General features: G+C 35.9%; 19 protein-coding genes. 9 read left to right on the top strand and 10 right to left on the bottom strand.

The features are described from left to right. The first annotated feature begins 17 nt into the window (after window positions 1-17). A complete protein-coding gene (locus C4F50_RS15785; RefSeq protein WP_194139604.1) occupies window positions 18-320 on the top strand; it encodes a hypothetical protein in 303 nt (100 codons plus the stop codon). Between the two features lie 225 nt (window positions 321-545). On the opposite strand, the gene C4F50_RS15780 is transcribed toward C4F50_RS15785, so the two are convergent. The 4 genes from C4F50_RS15780 to C4F50_RS15765 all read right to left on the bottom strand — a co-directional run bounded on the left by C4F50_RS15780 (window position 546) and on the right by C4F50_RS15765 (window position 4655). Then, on the bottom strand, window positions 546-1709 hold the full coding sequence (locus C4F50_RS15780; RefSeq protein ID WP_194139603.1) for a zinc-dependent alcohol dehydrogenase: 1164 nt from the start codon (window positions 1707-1709) through the stop codon (window positions 546-548). A gap of 275 nt (window positions 1710-1984) precedes the next feature. Then, window positions 1985-3001 (bottom strand): VOC family protein, encoded by a 1017-nt coding sequence (locus C4F50_RS15775; RefSeq protein WP_194139602.1) that lies wholly within the window; start codon window positions 2999-3001, stop codon window positions 1985-1987. A gap of 55 nt (window positions 3002-3056) precedes the next feature. Next, window positions 3057-3914 carry an SDR family oxidoreductase gene (locus C4F50_RS15770; RefSeq protein WP_194139601.1) on the bottom strand — a complete coding sequence of 286 codons (858 nt, stop codon included), beginning with the start codon at window positions 3912-3914 and terminating at the stop codon, window positions 3057-3059. Between the two features lie 162 nt (window positions 3915-4076). Beyond that, window positions 4077-4655, bottom strand: a complete 579-nt coding sequence (locus C4F50_RS15765) for a Crp/Fnr family transcriptional regulator (RefSeq protein WP_194139600.1) — start codon at window positions 4653-4655, stop codon at window positions 4077-4079. Between the two features lie 250 nt (window positions 4656-4905). Here C4F50_RS15765 and C4F50_RS15760 point away from each other — a divergent pair, with 250 nt between their 5' ends. From C4F50_RS15760 to C4F50_RS15750, 3 genes are all read left to right on the top strand, one after another. Beyond that, on the top strand, window positions 4906-5898 hold the full coding sequence (locus C4F50_RS15760; RefSeq protein WP_194139599.1) for an SDR family NAD(P)-dependent oxidoreductase: 993 nt from the start codon (window positions 4906-4908) through the stop codon (window positions 5896-5898). 30 nt (window positions 5899-5928) lie between these two features. After that, the gene (locus C4F50_RS15755; protein ID WP_194139598.1) at window positions 5929-6735 is read left to right on the top strand and encodes a helix-turn-helix domain-containing protein; all 807 of its coding nucleotides are present in this window, start codon (window positions 5929-5931) and stop codon (window positions 6733-6735) included. Window positions 6736-7007: 272 nt separating this feature from the next. Then, entirely contained in the window at window positions 7008-8735 is a 1728-nt protein-coding gene (locus tag C4F50_RS15750; RefSeq protein WP_194139597.1) for an FAD/NAD(P)-binding protein, read from the top strand. Between the two features lie 691 nt (window positions 8736-9426). Here the strand turns inward: C4F50_RS15750 and C4F50_RS15745 are convergent. The 5 genes from C4F50_RS15745 to C4F50_RS15725 all read right to left on the bottom strand — a co-directional run bounded on the left by C4F50_RS15745 (window position 9427) and on the right by C4F50_RS15725 (window position 13264). Further along, the gene (locus tag C4F50_RS15745; RefSeq protein WP_194139596.1) at window positions 9427-9762 is read right to left on the bottom strand and encodes a hypothetical protein; all 336 of its coding nucleotides are present in this window, start codon (window positions 9760-9762) and stop codon (window positions 9427-9429) included. Further along, window positions 9737-10156 (bottom strand): hypothetical protein, encoded by a 420-nt coding sequence (locus C4F50_RS15740; RefSeq protein ID WP_194139595.1) that lies wholly within the window; start codon window positions 10154-10156, stop codon window positions 9737-9739. Before C4F50_RS15740 ends, C4F50_RS15745 begins: the two co-directional genes overlap by 26 nt. Window positions 10157-10340: 184 nt before the next feature. After that, complete coding sequence (locus tag C4F50_RS15735; RefSeq protein ID WP_194139594.1) at window positions 10341-10874, bottom strand: hypothetical protein; 534 nt, start codon at window positions 10872-10874, stop codon at window positions 10341-10343. Between the two features lie 58 nt (window positions 10875-10932). Beyond that, entirely contained in the window at window positions 10933-12627 is a 1695-nt protein-coding gene (locus C4F50_RS15730; protein ID WP_194139593.1) for a WG repeat-containing protein, read from the bottom strand. A gap of 55 nt (window positions 12628-12682) precedes the next feature. Then, window positions 12683-13264, bottom strand: a complete 582-nt coding sequence (locus tag C4F50_RS15725; RefSeq protein ID WP_194139592.1) for a hypothetical protein — start codon at window positions 13262-13264, stop codon at window positions 12683-12685. A gap of 129 nt (window positions 13265-13393) precedes the next feature. Here C4F50_RS15725 and C4F50_RS15720 point away from each other — a divergent pair, with 129 nt between their 5' ends. From C4F50_RS15720 to C4F50_RS15700, 5 genes are all read left to right on the top strand, one after another. Then, window positions 13394-13591, top strand: a complete 198-nt coding sequence (locus tag C4F50_RS15720; protein ID WP_228012049.1) for an EthD domain-containing protein — start codon at window positions 13394-13396, stop codon at window positions 13589-13591. Window positions 13592-13843: 252 nt separating this feature from the next. Beyond that, window positions 13844-14566 carry a helix-turn-helix domain-containing protein gene (locus C4F50_RS15715; RefSeq protein WP_194139591.1) on the top strand — a complete coding sequence of 241 codons (723 nt, stop codon included), beginning with the start codon at window positions 13844-13846 and terminating at the stop codon, window positions 14564-14566. Window positions 14567-14744: 178 nt separating this feature from the next. After that, window positions 14745-15689, top strand: a complete 945-nt coding sequence (locus tag C4F50_RS15710) for an NADP-dependent oxidoreductase (protein ID WP_194139590.1) — start codon at window positions 14745-14747, stop codon at window positions 15687-15689. Window positions 15690-15808: 119 nt separating this feature from the next. Next, complete coding sequence (locus C4F50_RS15705; RefSeq protein WP_194139589.1) at window positions 15809-16294, top strand: hypothetical protein; 486 nt, start codon at window positions 15809-15811, stop codon at window positions 16292-16294. Between the two features lie 192 nt (window positions 16295-16486). Further along, on the top strand, window positions 16487-17842 hold the full coding sequence (locus tag C4F50_RS15700; RefSeq protein WP_194139588.1) for an amidohydrolase family protein: 1356 nt from the start codon (window positions 16487-16489) through the stop codon (window positions 17840-17842). A gap of 94 nt (window positions 17843-17936) precedes the next feature. Here C4F50_RS15700 and C4F50_RS15695 read toward each other — a convergent pair whose 3' ends face one another. After that, window positions 17937-20126, bottom strand: coding sequence for a glycoside hydrolase family protein (locus C4F50_RS15695; RefSeq protein ID WP_194139587.1), 2190 nt, complete (start codon window positions 20124-20126; stop codon window positions 17937-17939). Between the last annotated feature and the right edge of the window lie 20 nt (window positions 20127-20146).

The following is a 20146-nucleotide window of genomic DNA, read 5'->3' as shown; positions in this document are numbered from 1 at the left end:
TTTTACAATACTCTTATTTGTATTTAAGGCACAAGCCCTTAATACTAAACTTTAATAATAAAAATCACAGAATTATGTCAAGAGAAAACTTTGATAGCTATGATCAGGATGAACGTACCTATCACGCAGCAGATGATTCCATAAATTCAGAGTTGATGGAGAAAAAAGATCCTGCCATCAATCAGCATGAAAATGATACCAAAGGAGTACACAGCGATCCTTCAAAACATCCTAACCCTCGTCCCGACGAACGGGACCCTGATGCTGACAGAAGAACCTTGGATGAGGAAAAAGCCGTTGAAGACGACGACGATAATTAATCCTTTTTCCGAAAGCTGCCTTATACTGCACAATACAAAAGATGTGCGATCGATAAGATCCTGAAGAGAGTTATGTACTTGTTGCACTGATTCTCTTCAGGATTTTTTTTATCTGCGTTAAAAGTAATCTTTGCTTTAACTGCAGTATCAATAAAAAAAAGCGCATTGTTCGATGACAGTGCGCTTTTTTTGTTAAAATTTAATCTCCATTAATGGATTATTTTTTTACTTCCACGGATCAAGGACAACCTTTACACATCCGTCTTCTTTCTTATTGAAAATATCATATGCATGTGAGATCTCCGACAAAGGCAGTCTGTGGGTGATAATGTCATCAAGCTGTACTTTTCCCTGAATCACATATTCCAATAATTTATCTATATACTTATGTGCTGGCGCCTGTCCGCCTTTTAAAATAATTCCCTTATCGAAAAACTGGCCTAGTGGAAAATTATCATAATTTACTGGATAGACGCCCAAAACAGAAACAATACCGCTTCTTCGAACAGCACTCATACAGGCTTCCAATACCTTTATCGAACCTTTTTCAAAATTGATAGTTGCTTTGATTTTGTCTGTCAGGCTTCTCTCGGGTTCAAATCCAACAGCATCAATACAAACGTCTGCACCACGTCCGTTGGTGAGCGATCTTATATGTTCTACCACATCCTTTGGATCATCCCATAGAATTGTTGTTGAGCCTGTTGAAACTCTCGCTTTGTCCAAGCGGTACTGTAATGTATCGACTATTATAACCTGCGCAGCGCCTCTAAGCCAGGCACTTTTTGCTGCCATGATTCCAACAGGACCAGAACCGAAAATAGCAACAGTTTCTCCTCCTTTCACCTCTCCCCAATCCACTCCTGTATAACCTGTTGGAAATATATCTGTTAAGAACAGCACCTGTTCATCTGTAAGATTTTCAGGAACTACACGAGGTCCGTAATTTGCATACGGCACCCTTACATACTGCGCCTGTCCTCCATCAATTCCACCGTATAAATCGGTATACCCAAAAAGCGCCCCGCCCTTTTCAGTCAGAATCCCGCCTTCTGGTCCATAATGCTCAGGATTGCTGTGCTCACAGTTTCCTGGAACGTCGTGATTACAGAAGAAACAGTTTCCGCAGGCAACTGGAAAAGGAACCACAACACGGTCACCCCTTTTAAGATGTGTAACTGCTGGTCCGGTTTCTTCAACGATTCCCATAAATTCGTGGCCTAGAACCATAGGCGAAGTAGGCATTGCTCCTGAATATATGTGTAAATCTGACCCGCATATAGCAGTGGATGTTACTTTCAAAATTATATCGTCTTGTGCATTGATTTTTGGGTCCTCTACTGTATCATACTTTACGGAACCTGGTCCGTGAATAACTGCTGCTTTCATAATGTCTTTTTAAAAATTAATAGACACCTAAGTAACTACAATACAAACAGTTAATTTTACATCATCTTTAGATATTCTTACAGATAAATGGGTACCCTATTGTATATGTATGACAGAAATAATCTAAGCTATCTCTAGATTTAATGGATCTCATTGTTAATTCATTCTTATTACGATGTAAAATTGAGATCCCAAAAATAACCATCATCTGTAAAGGCTCAACAAATGCTTTGACATCCTGACTCTCTGCCATACTATAAAGTTTTAACTTGTGCTTATTTTTTGCTGTCAACGAAAACATATAGTCTGGCAACTTTTCCATTTTCGAAGACAAAAACATCCATTCCGGTAACGGCGTCAGGTTTTTCGGCAGTGCCGTTCTGCCAATAAAGTCTTGCACTATTGTGATTGACATCAATAGCTTTAACAGCTGTAAATCTAGAATTGAAACTTTTTTTCTGAAGACCTTCTACAAATCCGTTGATTTCTTGATATCCATTGGCAATAAAATGACTATCAATCATCTGTATGTTTTCAGCATACACTTTTTTCATTAAATTATCACGTTTTTTAAGATCTCTTTCATTCCAAATTGCAAGGTGCAGTTCTACTAATGATTTGATTTCAGATTCAGAAATCACATTTGAATTCGGTTTATCAGCTCCAATTTTAGTTGTATCTTTAGGTGACCAGAGAATTACCGCAGGTTTGTTTTTTTCGTATCCTTTCCCATTTGGATAAGAAACCAGCTCCATTTTAGAACCCCAAGGTGTCTCAAAATAAACCCATGATTCTCCAGCCGTATCTCCAGATGGAGTTAAAAATGGTTCTCCCAATATTTTTACGTTCTTAGATTTTAGATATTTTAGGGATTCATTTATATCTGATGTATAAAAAGCAATATGAGAAGCTCCGATATCATCAGAATTAGGATGTATTTTACTGCCTTTGCTGTCAGCGTAACTAAATACTTCAATACTTGCACCTGTTCCTGCATTTATCATTCTTATAGTTACAGCTCCGGTGGCCGGGTTTATATGATTGGCCTCTTTCCAGCTAGCATCGAGCGGTATAGGTCCTAGTTGTGTTACGGGTTTAAAACCAAGTACATCGCTGAAAAATGTTATTCCTTGATTTAAATCCGGGACATTAATTCCAACGTGATCGATTCCAATAATTCCCGCATTATTTTGAGCCTCCGCTTTTTCTGACGTTGAAAAGAAAAAAAAGAGATTTAATAACGCAACTGCAGAAGTTTGTACTTTTTTATTTGATTTATTATGTGTTTTCATGATTATTATTTTTGATGTATTTATATCTAATTTGATTTGGATTTTTTGATGTGAATTAATTACTGTATGCCGCTAACCATTTTGCTTTGATAGCTGCACGAGCTTCTATAAATTCCTTGTCAGTCCCTTGAGCGATCGCATCCAGTGGAAAACGAAGCGGTCTGTCTCCTTTTTTCATACTTACCAATTCCAGAATTCCATCAGCAATAGTCTGGGGATTCATTTCAAACTCAGCCATTTTACCAAACAATGCAGTTCCTAATGCATTAAATTTTTCAGATGCTGCTTCTCCATATTCCTCTATAATTTTAGTTTTATCGGCATGAATACCAGCTTTAGAACCGTTATTCATTTCTGTTGGATAAACTCCCGGCTGAATACTCACATTTTCAATTCCGTAATCTTTTAATTCATCCTGCAGACCTTCTGTAAAACTTTCGACCACCAGTTTTGATGCGATATAGGGGATCATAAAAGGAAGTGTATGGGCACTTGCTCCTGTAGTAATATTAATAATAAGGCCATTTTTTTCTTTTCTCATAGAAGGAAGTACCGCCTGATACATGCGAAGCACGCTGTAAACATTTACATCGAACATCCTGCGGACCTGGTCAATTGAATATCCTTCCAGCAGACCAAAACCACTTACTGCAACATTATTGATAAGCACATCAATTTTTGCGTATTTATTAAGCATTTTTTCTACAGCATTACTAACTGATTGATCATCTGTAATATCTATATCTACTACTTCAATATTATCAATTGCAGTTAATTCTTTTGCCGCTGCTGTATTTTTATCTTTTGTGTTTCGCATTCCTGCAATTACTGAATGGCCGGCATTTGCTAATGTAACAGCTGTGAGTTTACCAAATCCTGAACTTGTTCCGGTAATGAAAATTGTTTTTGACATGATTTCTAATTTTATATGTTTATAAAGTTTGTCCCTTTTGAACATTACAAAATTGCGACAACTACAAAACCTGTACATTGATTAGAAATAAGTAAAAACTTGATATAGATCAAGTGTTCGGCATAGGAAATAAAAAAGGAGCTTAAAGCTCCTTTTAATTAATTATTTTTTTGCTGTCTGTTTCCGTATACGGCTTAATGTTTCTGGTGTCATGCCGAGATAAGATGCGATCATGGTCTGTGGTATTCTTGAAGCAAAACCCGGATATTTATTGATAAAGTTTAAGTACTTTTCTTCTGCAGTAAAACTAAGCGATGCCTGAATTCGGTTTTGTGCCGCTATAAAGCTTTTTTGTAAAATGGCATTTACCATATTATTAAAGGCCGGTATTTCCCGGCAGAGCATTTCAAAATTTTCATGAGTAAACAATATCAGTTCACTATCTTCAATGGCATCTATATTAAAACGGGACGGCTGCTGGAAGAGGAGGCTTTCTCTGTCGCCTGTCCACCAATTTTCAATACTGAAACTGTTTACATGTTCACTTCCCTTTTCATCCACCGAGTAAGTCCGCAGACATCCGCGGGTTATAAAAGCATCATATTTCCAAATATCGCCTTCTTGGAGGAGGTACTGTCTTTTACGCAGTTTTTTAATAATGGCAAAGGATTTAATATAATCAGACTCTGAATCTGTCAGGGTTACTTTATCGTCTAGATACTTTTGGAATACTTCATACATACAACGTAAAAATATACAAATAACGTCTGATGCACAAATTTGATAATAACAATCATAGTTAAATAAAGGATACTGCAGAATAGCGGCGTTTCGGAGTTTAAAAAAGTGCAGCCTAAAAAAATAAAGACCTAAGAGTTTTAGGTTCAAATATAAAGAACGTTTAAACAAAACATATTCGGACGTTTAAACAAAGTGACAACTTTTTGTATCATGTAATTTTGTCCCATTAAATAACTAAAATTTAAAAAAAATGGAACAGAATAATTATCAGGGAAAACTGCAGAAAGCGATCGGATCGGGATTTGATGCTAAATCGACCTCAAAAGAAGTTATAAACCGAATCGACCTTAACGGGAAAATTGCCATTGTTACCGGCGGCAATACAGGCATTGGTCTGGAAACGGTTAAAACACTTGCAAAAGCCGGTGCAACAGTCATTGTACCAGCCAGAGATGTAGAAAAAGCCAAAAGAAATCTGGACGGAATTGCAAATGTATTGATAGAAAAAATGGATTTGATGAACCCTGATTCTGTTGATGCTTTTGCCGAAAAGTTTTTGCATTCAAACAAACCGTTGCATTTACTGATCAACAATGCAGGGATTATGTGGGTGCCGTTACGCAGAGATAACCGCGGTTATGAATCGCAGCTGGCAACCAATTATCTGGCTCTTTTTCAGCTCACGGCAAGATTATGGCCGGCATTAACAAAAGCAAATGGCGCCAGAGTAGTCAATGTATCTTCGGGCGGGCATCAATTTTCTGATTTTGATTTTGAAGATCCTAATTTCCTAAATCGGGAATATGAAACTCTACAGGGATACGGGCAGTCAAAAACAGCTGTTAATCTTTTTTCACTGGAATTAGATACAAGAGCAAAAGCCCATAATGTACGCAGTTATTCCTTATGCCCAGGTGCTGTGGGTGAAACTGAATTAGCAAGAGAAGCACCAATTGATTTGTTTCAAAAACTGGGTTATAGTGATGCAGAAGGAACTATATTACCCGAAGTCGCAGCCTCATTAAAAACGATTCCACAAGGCGCAGCCACAACAGTTTGGGCCGCTACAAGCAAACTTCTTAATGATATTGGCGGGGTTTATTGTGAAAATGCAGATATCGCAACATTGAGTTCGAATGAAGCAATTATTGGCGGTATTAAAGCTTATTCATTAGATGAAAAAAATGCAAAACGTTTATGGAAATTAAGCGAGGAGATGACTGGAATAAAATTCGAGCTTTAATATTTGTATCTTTATACCACACAAGCAATTATGGATTATCAGGTAAATTACATCCACCCAGACATTAAACTTTCTAATTATTCCGGAAGACTGTTTAAAACAGAAGCTGCGTTTAATGACCATTTGCTTGTGTGGTTAATTTCGGGTGAAACAAAAATTATTCAAGCAGATGAAAGTTTCGTATTTGGCGGAGGCAGTACTTTTTTAATTCCCCGAAATCAATTGGCCACCATAATCAATATTCCGAAAGATGGTTTTCCGCACAAAGCTGTTGCCATGCACTTATCGGCTAAGAGGCTGAGGGAATTTTATGATCACGAAAATGCAAAGCCAAAAACCGCCGCATCAAAAATTTTTAGTTTTAATAAACACCCTTTGCTGGAAAGCTGTTTGGCATCGCTTATTCCGTATTTTGAAATGCAGGAGAATTTTCCAGAAAATATTGCTTCATTAAAAATTAGCGAAGCAATTTCAATACTTAGAGCTATTGACCAAGATATCGACGCTGTACTGGCAAACTTTGAAGAACCAGACAAGATTGATTTAATTGCTTTTATGGAGAAGAACTTTATGTTTAATATGCCATTAGAAAAGTTTGGCTATTTAACAGGCCGAAGTCTGACCACTTTTAAGCGGGATTTCTATAAGGCTTTTAATATTACACCGCAACGATGGCTCACCAAAAAAAGATTAGAACTAGCTTATTATCAGCTTACCGAAAAAAACAAAAAACCTGTTGACATTTATTATGAAATCGGATTTGAGAATTTATCACATTTTTCTTTCGCCTTCAAAAAACAGTTTGGCTGTTCACCAACTGAACTGCAGAGAAAATGATAGTTTCTCAGCATCATTACAAACTGATTTATAGTTAAGATCCTGATTTATTCCTATAATTTTTACAATGTAAATTTTAATTTACACAGAGCCAGACCTCTTCTCATTGATAATACGAAGAAACCATTTCAGAAAGTATCAAATTTGCTGGATGATTTCGATTGTAAAATAAATAATCAGCTGATTTTGAGAGCTGAATTTTAAAACAACTGGCTGCTAATTCTGTAAAACTTCTGTATTAAAGCAAATTATATTTGTTTAAAAATGTAAACATGCCGAAAAATACATCTAACAAGAAGATTGCAATTTTGGGAGGCGGTCCAAGCGGTCTTTTCCTTTATAAAAGATTAGTTGAATCTGGAAGTACAGATCTCGAAATTACCATTTTTGAAAGAAAAAGCATGCTTGGCGCAGGTATGCCGTACAGCACCGAAGGCGCCAATGAAGAACATCTTACCAATGTTTCGGATAATGAGATTCCTGAAATTGTCAATTCAATCGAAGAGTGGCTGCAGACTGCTCCGACCGAATTATTGGATAAATTCGATATAAATCCCAATAAGTTTAATGAATACAAAGTATTGCCGCGAATTTTATTTGGATATTATCTTTCTTCACAATTCGAACTGCTGCAGCAAATTGCTTCTGTAAAAGGAATTCTTACCACTATACATTATCAAACTAATGTTCTCGACATTATTTACAATAAAGAACACCATAATGTCACCATAGAAACTACACATGATAAAGCAGTTTTTGATTATGCGGTAATATGTACCGGCCATAATTGGCCAATACGATATGAAGGAAAAGTAAAAGGTTACTTTGACTCGCCGTATCCTCCCGCAAAATTGGAAGTGCATTTGAATCATGCCGTCGCAATAAGAGGATCTTCTCTTACTGCAATTGATGCCATTAGGACTTTAGCCCGTAGTAACGGAAAATTTATTAAAGAGGCTGATGGAACTACTCGTTTTGAAAAAGCAGCTGAAAGTCCAGATTTTAAAATGGTTATTCATTCCAGAAGCGGTATGCTTCCTGCGGTGCGTTTTCATTTAGAAGACTCTCATTTGTCCAATGATTCATTGCTGACCAGAGAAGATATAGACGAACATCGAAAAAAAAACGACGGCTTTTTATCGCTTGATTTTATTTTTAAAAACAATTTTAAAGAAATTTTCCGAGAAAAAGATCCTGACTTTTATGATCGTATTAAAGAGCTGTCAATAGAGGAATTTGTTGAAGAAATGATGGAACTCAGGGAGCGCCTGGATCCGTTTCAGCTTTTAAAGGCAGAATATATACAGGCCGAAAAATCAATAAAAAGACAGGAGTCCATCTATTGGAAAGAAATGCTGGCGGTATTAAGTTTTGCTATGAACCACCCGGCAAAATATCTTTCGGCAGAAGATATGCAGCGATTACAAAAAGTACTAATGCCTTTAATTTCTATTGTAATTGCATTTGTACCGCAGAAATCCTGCATCGAATTACTTTCTTTACACCATGCAGGGGTGCTGGATATTGTTGCCGTAAATCACAATAGTTTGGTAGAACCTCAAAATGGCGGAGGCGTACTTTACAAGTACAATGACGAAAATGAAAACTTACAGGCTGTTTACTACAATACTTTTATAGACTGCATTGGTCAGCCTCATTTATCGTACGAAGATTTTCCATTTAAAAGTCTGCTTACGCAAAAAGTGATAAGTCCCGCCAAATTAAAGTTTAAATCTCATGAGACAGCATCTAAAGCACTCGAAACAGGAAGTTCTGTTGAGAAAGATTCGCAGGGAAATTACTTTTTAAATGTATCGGGTATTGCGATGAACGATAATTTTCAAATTATCGATCAATATGGCGCATACAATGAAAATATTTACATTATGGCAGTACCTTATATCGGAGGATTCAACCCAGACTATTCTGGTTTGGATTTCTGTGAGGCAGCTTCAAAATTAATTGTCGAATCTATTCTATCTGATACTTACAATTTTTAATTATTCAAAAGAAATAAATCACACCAGAAGCCAATGGTCTAAATAGATAAAATTAATCAAGGCAAATAATGTATAAATACCTGTCTTTCTCTTCAAAATGATCAATTTTACAAAAGCTTACATTCATGACTCCTCGTTCTTCATCATAAAATTGACTTTGCCTTGCAGCACCTGATACTAAGAAAGAAAGAAAGAAAGAAAGAAAGAAAGAAAGAAAGAAAGAAAGAAAGAAAGAAAAACTTCAAATATCCATGAAATCAGGTATTGCCATCAATAGATCACAATGGTAAATTTGCTGTCAATTTTGCCCTAAATATCCGCCATTATTAGCAATACCAGAATGAAAAAGTTTAAAATCAGCAGAACAGACGAGAACCAATGGATGGTGTCTCATCACGAGAACCCAAAATTTACATGCCTTTTTGAGTCCAACCGGTTCAATTATGAAAGGACTATAAACGGCCTTTCCGATCCATCGGGGAACTTCAATGAAATCGAGCTGCTTCATAAAATGGAGAAATGGCTCGCACAGCATCACATGGAAAAAATAAACGGATAGCGGTTAAATCAAAATTATCCGTTGCGTCTTTTTCAAAAAATGATTATCACAAATAACTTTGTATCAAAAACAAACGTCTAATCTTACAAATCCTTACTGAATTCCTTATTGCAAGCTTATTATTCCAACCAATTATTTCATAATTTTAAAAAAGTCATCAGAATACGAAACACTTGGTTCTTTCTCAAATGTAGTATCAACTTCAACATAAATCCACGCTGTTTTTTTTTTAGCATTGCTCTTCCATCCATATAAAATATGATTTCTTCTTGGTTGAAAATTTTTATCATCTTTTTTTAATATAATAGGCCCCGTAAAATCTTTAACATCTAAGTTTAAATCATTAACATAATAATTAAATTCTCCGTCGGCATCCAACATTGCTCTTTCTTTGTTTGAGGTACAAGAAACAAAAAATAAAAATGTAAAAAGCAGTGTGTATTTACTTTGAAATTTTTCCAACTCCATAAAAATATATATTAAATTCTTGATTATTTAATCTCATCGGGAATCTATCAGCCAACATTCTTCCCCCAACTGTTGCAAAATTCCTAAAAGCTCTTGAAGTATTCTGTCCAATTCTTCTAAAAACGCTTGGACTAGTGCTTCTATTACCATGCGTTTCGAAATTATATGTATCGTAATACCCCTTTGATACGGTAACTCTCGTTCCTCCCTCATATTTGAGGGTGATGTTTCCATACACAAAACCATCCTCTGACTTAAACAAAGATTGAAATGTTTTAACTTCACCAACTTTTTTAAAATCGCTTGCAGAAACGAAAGATAAATCAATTTTCGATAAATCAGCATACAAAGGTTCACCATGTCCATTTCTATACCAGTAATTAGCTTCTGCCAAAGTTATTTTTCCGTCTACATATAACTAACTAACTAACTAACTAACTAACTAACTAACTAACTAACTAACTAACTAACTAACTTTTTAATAATCTCCCTTACCAAAATCAACATATCTTCAGCACCTAAGTCTCCTTCACCAATTTTTTTAATCTTAAAATAAAATCTTAAAATCCCTTTTAGAATCAAAAAATTGGCTTTTCAGGATTGCCAAAATGATCGGTACTGTCAAAGAGATCAAGATACACATTACAATTAGGCATTCGCTGCTTCAATATGAAAGCTTTTTCCAAGAGATCTTTCTCCTGGCCATCCTCTGATTGTGAAGATACAAAGACTTCTTTTAAACTTTGATTATTTAAATTCTCACACAAATCAGTCAGCGTAATTGCAGTTCGTGTCACATTTAAAAGTTCCAACCCCTGCATTTGGTTAAAATAAAGAATGCTTGCTTTTGTGATATGGCTGTGTCTTCTTACAATAAGACTTTTAAGATCTTTAAAATGAACAAAATATTCCACCGCTCTATCGGTAATCAGCGTCTCTTTGAGATAAATATCGGTAATTGAATTCACTCGTAAAGTGAAAAAATAAAAGAAATCATCATCTTCATCTCCATCTTTAGATTTGAAAAACGTCCAGTCTTTTGGGATATTAGCAGCGCTTTCAATGCGAAATTGCTTTTGCCAAAACTTTCTTTCTTCTTTGGTGAATTTCATAGTTCATTTCATTATGTAATCGTATTGACATTACTAAAAAAATCTTTCGAAAACTATATTAATGGTCCTCTTTTGGCTTTTCTGTTTTCTGTCCTTTTGAATTAAAATAAAATTCTTTTCCGTCCAAGACAGCAGTAATAATCCCATTATAATCAATATCAATTTTGTCATATTGTATTGGAATGACTTCATTGCCCACTAAATCAATACATCCTATTTTTGAATCTAATTGTACCTTTGCTATCCCCCCATCAAAACTCCAAACCGCGTCATATTCAAGAGCAATTACCAACTTGCCCTTTTTATTTACATAACCCGCTTTGTCATTAAAAAACACCCAGCAAAGACCATCATGAAAACTGCCAACATTATTATAATTAGAAACTCCATTGTAAATAAGAGGAAATTCCTCTCCATTTTTATTTACAAACAACCAATTTTTATCGTTTAAAGCTGTTCCTAAACCCTCAGAAAAGGCTCTGGCGTATCTATAGTTAGGAGAAACCAATTCTTTTGCCAACATATCCACATAGCCAAATTTATTGTCCTTCCTAACCACAACAAATCCGTCCTTGAATTTTCCTATGGAATCATATTTTACTTCAGTTAATTCTTTCTTATTGATTTCATCAAAAAAACAAAATTTATTATCCACCCTGCATTTGTAAAGATTATCTGAGTCCCATAAATAATCTTTTTCATTATATTTGAACGGCACAATGACCTTTCCTGATTTATTTATCATTCCCCATTTGCCATCCAGTTGTGCCCATGCTGTCATATCTTTTTGGAATCGTTGAAGAGCGCTATAAACAGGCGGAAAAATTTCTTTTCCAGTTGCACTCTCAATCCGGCCGTATTTTCCATCGAGTTTAACATTCATAACATCTTCTCTTGAAAACCCAAACCCAGAATATTTTAAATCTTTTATTGTTTTGCCGGTTTTATCAATAATCTTCATTTTTTTATCTAACTGAACTATTGCTGTACCTTTATAAAAAGACTCAACTCGATCATAGATAATTGGGATTACAATCGCTCCGGATTTATCAATAAAACCATATTTTTCTTTTAACTTCACCGCACCTAGATTTTCTGAAAAGCTTTGATAATCATCAAAGATAAAATGTCCGGTATTCTTTCCCTTTTCCACATTATCTAAGAAAGTCTTTGTAAAGCCTTCCAAACCATCGGGATGTAACGAGACGATCTCCTTTCCTTGTTTGTCAATTAGCCCATACTTGCCTGCTAATTCTCCAAAGGCAACTCCGTCAGAAAAGCTTGATAACTTATCATACTTAAACTCGGTAATTTCTTTTCCTGTCTTGTCAATGAATCCCCATTTTTTATTGTCTTTCATCACGGCACATATTCCTTCCGAGAATAGTGCTGCATCTTGATAAATAAGAGGAATAACTACTTTCCCAGTGGTATCTGCAAAACCCCGTTTTCTTTCTTCTCCATAAATTTCTACCGAAAATAACCCCTCTGAAAATCCCCAGATAAAAGAATATTTTGGCTCCAGAATTACTTTACCTTTTTTATCTAGTACCCCCTTTTCATGATTTAATTCAACACAATAGTATTTATCTCCTCCTATTTCATATACCTCATCATATTGAGCCGGTACAACAATTTCTCCTGATGTGTTTTTAAAGCCTATTTTACCTTGGGATGAATATTTTGTAAGGCTTTGCGCATTCGCTGTAGTAAGGCTTAGTACTAAAAGAAAAAAAGATAGTAGTTGTTTCATGGTATGTAAGGTTTTTGAATCGTTCTATTTGTAATTAGGTTTTCAAATTTTGCATTTACTTTTTGTTTTTACTAAGTTCATCTGCTTTTTTCATTGCGGCCTCAGCAGCTGCCCTTTTTTTGGGATCGGGAAGATCACACCTATAATGATCTGCAATGGCTTTGGCTTTTGCCTCATCTCTCTTCTTTACATAATTAAAACAAAGAGATTGCAGTATATAAAACTGTTCTTTCATATTTTGCATGTCGGCCTGCTTCAGACCTGTAAATTGACCAATATTCTCTCCATTTTCATTTTTTAAATATGCATTTGGAAAATGAATATCCCATTTATTGATGTTCAAAATATCTAATGTTCTGGAATCTTTTTGAGCACAGCAGTCAGCAATTAATTCTGACTTGGGATTTGTGCTTTTTGCAGCCGGAACAATACTGTCCTTAAAACTTATTACACCATCATAAGTCACATTTATTTTCTTTACAAAGGCATCATATTGCTTCTCCGGCATATAGTAAAACAATGGATTGGCTTTGATGATCGCATTAATACTATCAATTGTTGTAACAAATGACGGATTTTGCGCTTTTGAAGCAAAACTCAAAATAACCCAAAAAAACAGAAGTACTTTTTTTTGCATTGAAATTATATTTGAAGCTAAAGTAATTACAAATTCCTCAATTATTTATCACCAGGCTCTTATTTTTTAACAGCATTCTCTTTTTCAGCGATTTCCCTTTATTTTTCAAAAGAACTAAATCAATTCCCTATGATAGCTGAAGGTTTTCCTAAGCCTTTATATGATGCTGTAGTAGAAATCTCCTTTGACTCGTTTGAAGATTTCAACGCCTTCTTTTCTTCAGAAAATTATTTAACAAAAGTTCATCCCGATGAACCTAATTTTTTTGATACCGAAAACTATATTGCAATGGCAAATAATGAAACAATCGTTAAAGCCGGCGCATAGCCAATAAGCTTATCAGTAACCCGTCGCACATCTACATCACTAGTTTAGATGTGCGTTACTGATTGAGCGAATTACGATTTCAATTAGAAAAGAATAGACTCAAGAGCACATTATTTTTCGATTTAGAACTATTTAAAAATGAAAGGTTAATCACTAAACGGTGATCAATTGTTTTTATGTAAAAAGAGTACTAAAACATATAAAAAATTAATGATTTTTTAAATATTTTTAGGCTGGAATTAAATATAAAATATGAACCCTTTTATCCTTGCACTTCAAGCCCGTAATCTTACTGTTGAGATCCATCATCACGCTGCATACCAGATTGTCCTCTCGAACGATACACCCTTTACTTCAACGATCAACGGAACATTATATGAACCTATTTACGGCTTTTTGATAAAGCCGCATGTAAGCCATCACTGCATTGCTGAAAAAGGAACATTAAACGTATTGAACATAGAGCCCTACTCTTCTATTGGTTTAGATCTCTCAGGCAGGTTTAAAGAAAATGAAGAAACCATAATTTTTAATTCTCCATTAGAAACAAATACCTTTTTTAATACTCCTGAAAACTGTATTGACATCAATATGATTATTGACGCACTGCTTACTAAATTACCCGCAGCAGGTTATGATGAAAGAATCAGTAAAATTGTTCAGTACATTAAAGAGAATTATTTTAAATCAGATATAACACCACAGACCTTTGCAGATATTGTTTTTCTCTCTCCATCCCGTCTGGCCTCTCTATTTAAGCAGCAAACCGGCAGCAGCCTCTCCAAGTACTTATTATGGACCCGGCTGCGTCAGGCGATTTACCTTACTCTGACCGATAAAGAAAAAAGCCTTACCGATATTGCCTACGATACCGGATTCTACGACCTTCCCCAGCTTAACAAATATATGTATGAAATGTTCGGCATGCCTCCAAAAGCATTAAAATTCAGCAGTGATCTCATCCAGATTTACTAAGTAACCCATAACACCACCTAATTCATAAAGGGTATCCGCAACTATGCTGATACCCTTTCCTGTTTTCCGGATTTTCAATTTGTGATCTGTAAATCACAATAGTGATCTGATACAAGTCTGGCTGGCAGGTTATCTGCAACTTTGCCTTATCAAAATGAAACAATTAAAAAATTTAATCATGAAAGCAATAGTCTACAGCAATTTTGGAAACACAGATGTTCTGCAAACAGCAGAACAAACTAAACCATTAATCGAGCCGAATGAGGTACTGGTAAAAATAAAAGCATTTTCTATCAATCCAATGGATTGGAAAATCAGAAAAGGAGAAATGAAACTAATGTCAGGGTCGAAGTTCCCAAAGCATACGGGAGCTGATTTTGCCGGCATCATTGAAGCTATTGGATCTTCTGTCAGCAATTTCAAAATTGGAGATGAAGTTTTTGGAGTGGTAAAAAACATAATGAAAGAAGGCGCTTCATCAGAATATACTGCCGTGCCGTCTTCCCTGGTTTGGAAAAAACCTAAAAACATCAGTTTTGCACAGGCAGCTTCTATTCCTATAGCGGGAACAGCCGCAGTAACTGCCATAGCAAAAATGGGAAAAATTAATTCTAAAACTTCCATTTTGGTAAATGGCGCAACAGGCGGTTTCGGAATGTTTTTATTACAGCTTTTAAAGCAGTATGGCGCAAACGTTACAGCAGTCACAAGTACAAAAAGTATAGAATATGCTAAAAAATGGGGCGCGAATACCGTCATCGATTACACGAAGGAAAATATTCTTTTACAAAGAACCGCCTATGACATTATCATCGACTTGTCTGGCAGACTGGGATATAAAAACGCAAAAAAAATCATGAAGCCCAAATCCATTTTTCTCAACCCAACCCCACAGCCAATTGAAATTCCGTTTTCCATTTTAAAAAACTTTTTTACCAGTAAAAAACACATCGTTGTGCTGTCCAGTCCTGGCACAAGTCACACTACTATTTTGTTAGATGCTGTGAATAACGGACTAGATATCGAGATCAGCAAAGTATTTCCCTTCGCCCAGTATAAAGAGGCGTATCAATATGCTGAAAAGGGCGGCTACATAGGAAAGACTACCATAGAAATAAACTAAGAACAGTAATTTGATACCAGTTTTTCAAAGCTGACCACAACATCTCTGTCATGTAATTAACATATAAAATTTAAAAAATGAAACGAAGAATAATAATGACTTATAAAAAATTAAATAAGATGAAAAATATATTAAAATCCATGCGATTTGCAGGGGTATGCAGCTTACTCTTAACGTCCTGCGCATTAGTACAACCGCAGAAGGCGAATGAAATATCCGGCAGTCCAAAATCAAAAAAAGTACTCCTGGTGGGTATTGATCCCAAGAAATTAGACTTTACAAATATTCCCAACCTTACAGAACAGCAATTGAGTACAGCCTTGGAAAACCAAAAACAAAAACTGATCACAGCAGGTTATGATGCACAGTGGTGCTTAACAGATTTAGGTCTTACTGCAGAGAAAACGGTAAAGGAAAAATTAGAGAAAGAACAATATGCTTTAGTACTGATTGGGGCCGGCATACGAACTTTACCAGACAATTTTTTATTGTTTGAAAACCTGATAAATGTAATTCATCAATATGCTCCGAACTCCCAAATTGGATTCAACACGAATCAAAATGACACCGAAATTTCCGTGAAAAGACGTGTAAAATTACAATAATGAATAGCGTCTATTGATTTGGAGCTGACGCAGAAGATAGCAATTGTTTTTTGCAAAATCTTCATAAAAATTTACTCCACTTAAGTTCTAATAATTATAATGCTGCAAACCGATGTGTTAAGTTAACCCGTCGGTTTGCAGCATTTTTAGTATTTTTACAATATGATTACACAGCTAACAACACACAGTACCATGAAAAATTTTTTTTTCACATCAAAAAGACTGATTTTATTACTCTTTTTTTTGAGCAGTAACTATATAGCGCAAGCACAGCAGAAGTTGTTTCAGGACGTTACAATCCTAGACGGAACCGGAAAACCAGCTAAAGAACATCAGGACATTTTAGTGTTGAATGATAAAATAATATCTATAAGTGCTGCATCTGCCAAAACCCCAAAAGGTATCACAATAATTAATTTAAAAGGCAAAACTATAATGCCGCTTATCATAGACACGCACGCGCATCTTGGACTTTTAAAAGACACTGTAATGGCATCTAAAAACTTTACAAAAGAAAACATTGCCAAACATCTTTTGCGTTTTCAGGATTACGGAATTGGCTCGCTGCTTTCCATGGGAACAGATCATCAGGAAATATTTAATTTCAGAGAAGATTCCCGATCAGGAAAATTAGCCGGCGCAGCAATTTATACCGCTGGGATAGGTTTTGGCGTAAAAGATGGAGCCCCGCCGGTAAGCTTTGGGATGGACAAGGTAAATCGCCCGCAAACTCCAGAAGAAGCGAGTCAGCAGGTAAAAGAAATTGCTGCTTTTAAACCAGATGTAATTAAAATATGGGTAGATGATTTTTTTGGAAAATTTCCGAAAATGAAACCAGAGATTTATAAAGCAATTATAGACGAAGCCCATAAAAATAATATCAGGGTTTCTACTCATTTATATTATTTAGAAGATGCACGTCAGCTCGTTAATAGCGGCGTTGACATTATTGCACACAGTATTAGAGATCAAGAAGTTGACGAGTCATTATTAGCCTTAATGAAGAAAAATAAGGTTACTTACATCCCTACTCTTTCCTTAGATGAGTTTGCTTATATTTATGAAGGAAATCCAGAATGGACAAATGACCCGTTTTTTAAAGCATCATTAGAACCTTTGGTCTTTGAAATGATAAACAGTCCCGCTTATAAAGCTAAAGTCAAAAAAAATCCATCGACTCCAAAAGAAAAACTGGCGCTTGAAACTGCATTAATCAACTTAAAAAAAATATTTGATGCCGGAATTTCAATTACCCTTGGAACAGATGCTGGCGCACAGCCAATCCGCGCGATGGGATTTTCTGAACATATGGAAATGGAGCTGATGGTAAAAGCTGGAATTCCTGTTCTGGAAACCATAAAAATTGCTACAGAAAATGGAGCTGTATTATTAAAATCTGAAAAAGAAAACGGCACGTTACAAGCCGGAAAAAAAGCGAATTTTATTGTGCTGGAAAAAAATCCAGTTGAGGATATCACCAACACCAGAACTATAAAAGAAGTGTGGAAAAATGGAATCAAGGTGAGTAATGGTCCAATAAAAAAATAAAAAAAACAAACAGTAATTAAGTCGCCGTACTTCCTTGATAGCATTCACTTCCTCAGAATTTCAGCTTTTTTTTAAAGTTACAAATTCTAATAGTTTATTTCCAAGATACTTTAACGGCACTTCCTCCCGCAACGGTGTATTCCAGAAGTAAATTTGATTTTGCTGCAGGTTCAATTATTTGCTTTTGCGCAAAAACCTGAAATTTTATATTTCTATTTTCAGGAAGCACAATCTTAAAATTACATTCAAATTCTGCAGATCCCAAAACGGTAAAGAGTACGCTCTGTTTGGATTTTCGGTAATTTATAAGCGGATAATCCAGAAAGAGTAAAAAGTCTTCATTCTTAACTTTATGATATTGGCGTATCATAGCGCCAAAACCAACTCCCGCACCGTAAACCTCCTGTCCTACCTGCCCGCTTTTTTCCCAGCCGTTGTAAAGATCTTCCAATGGAATCCATAATTCTTTTTGAATTTCTCCAGTTTTTACTTCTTCAGAAATCATTTCCAAAGGCAGATTTACAGGATAATAGAACGGCAGTCTGCATACTGCATATTTTATGAATTCCGCAATAAGAATTTTTAAAGACGGCAGCAGATCAATTGCCGCCGCCTGTATTAAATATTCTGAAAGTGCTGCATATACTTCCATTTCCTCATAAGCGGCTGTATAGGGCGCGTTGTTAAGAGGGAAAACAGAAAAGTAATTGGTGTAATTTTTACCGAATCCGTACTGGCAGTCCCATAACTGCATGTTCTTAAATAAGCATGCCATACAGGCATAGCTCAAATCTAAATACTCTTTTTTACCGGTGATCTTAAATAATTCCAATAAAGCCCCTGCCGAAAAGGCCGTATTGTTTGCCTGATAAAAAATATGAAAACCACAGCCGGCAAGTTTTTTAACTGATCTTTCTGCTTCATTAAGATAACGTTTATCGTCCGTCAATCGGTACTCCAGCAGCATTAAGTGTGCATAAGAACCTGGAACATCTTTTTCTCCGCCTTTCCCGGGCTCGGTTTCCTTACGTATTATTTCCAAAGTATCCATTTTAAAGAAAACAGGCCATTGATAATCAAAGTGATGTGCCACTTTTATGGCATATTGAATTGATTTTAAAACGAGTTCTTCCGCTTTTTTTTCTCCTTTTAAGGCAAGTCGTGTAAGGTTCATCAGAGGGTGATACAGATACCATGAATCCATGACCATTTCCTTTTTCTGTATCTCAGAATTATCAAGCTGGTTATTAAGTGCAGGAAGCCATCGGTTAATGCTTTTCACCTTTTGGTCATAGAAGGCATCTATGCCGTTAAGAAGATCATTATAAACCGAATGCGTTTCTCCATACCAGTGTTTCAGTTCATTTAATGGCATTAATACGGCAAGTTGCACCATCACTTCTGCCGGTGTATCATAATCGCACAGATAAGCATTTAGATAAGGAGAGCCATTGGTCTGGGTCCAGCAGCCTTTATTACTATAAATATCGTTAAGGCAGTTCTGCGTGATTTCCGGCCAGTTGTGGTAAATGATTTCCGGATGCGGCAGCAAACGGTACACTGCTGCCAGATTATTTAAAAATTGGTGCGTTACAGCTATGTCATCTTCAATAATGTCCTCGGAAAATAAAACATACGCATCGGAAATAATATACGGTTTATCGGAAGGCAGCGGTTTATCGTCTGCAGAGGGAAGCTTGAATCCAATTTCAGGCCAGCTTCCGCAGACAGTGTCGTCAACTGTGGTCTGTGTAGCTTCACAGTAAGCGCTTAAGGATCCCAAATCCTGAAAATAAAAAAAAGATCCAGTCTTTGGCTTGGTCATGCTGGCAAACAAAATACCTGACCGGGAACCCATCTGGTGCATGTGAATTTTTCCATTGGTATTTTCCACACTTCCTTTTTGAGTTAAAGGAATAATATCTCTGGGCCAAAATGGAATAAGTAAGGGCTGGTTTGCTTTAAAAGTTGTTGTATAATGCAAGATTGCCGTATTCTCGTCCGGAAAAGCAATAATAACTTCGTAACGGCCTAATCTTGTTTCTAAGTTTAAAACCAGAGTCTGACCATCATCAAACATATTAGTTATTGTAAAGCAGCTGTTCATACCAAAAGCAGCTCGAAAAGCCATTTTACCCCTATCGGGCCAAGTAACTGCAATCCATAATGAATCTCCTGCATTATAAGCTTGGAAATTATATTTATGCCATTCTTTTTCCCAAATTACAACACTGCTTTCTAAATCGGCCTGTACAGTGGCGGCCCAGGGTGAAATAGTATTCATAACATTTATGTTTAACAAGA

This window comes from Flavobacterium hungaricum (assembly GCF_015182285.1).
GTDB classification, from domain to species: Bacteria; Bacteroidota; Bacteroidia; order Flavobacteriales; family Flavobacteriaceae; genus Flavobacterium; species Flavobacterium hungaricum.
This window is presented reverse-complemented; position numbering and strand designations above follow the sequence as displayed.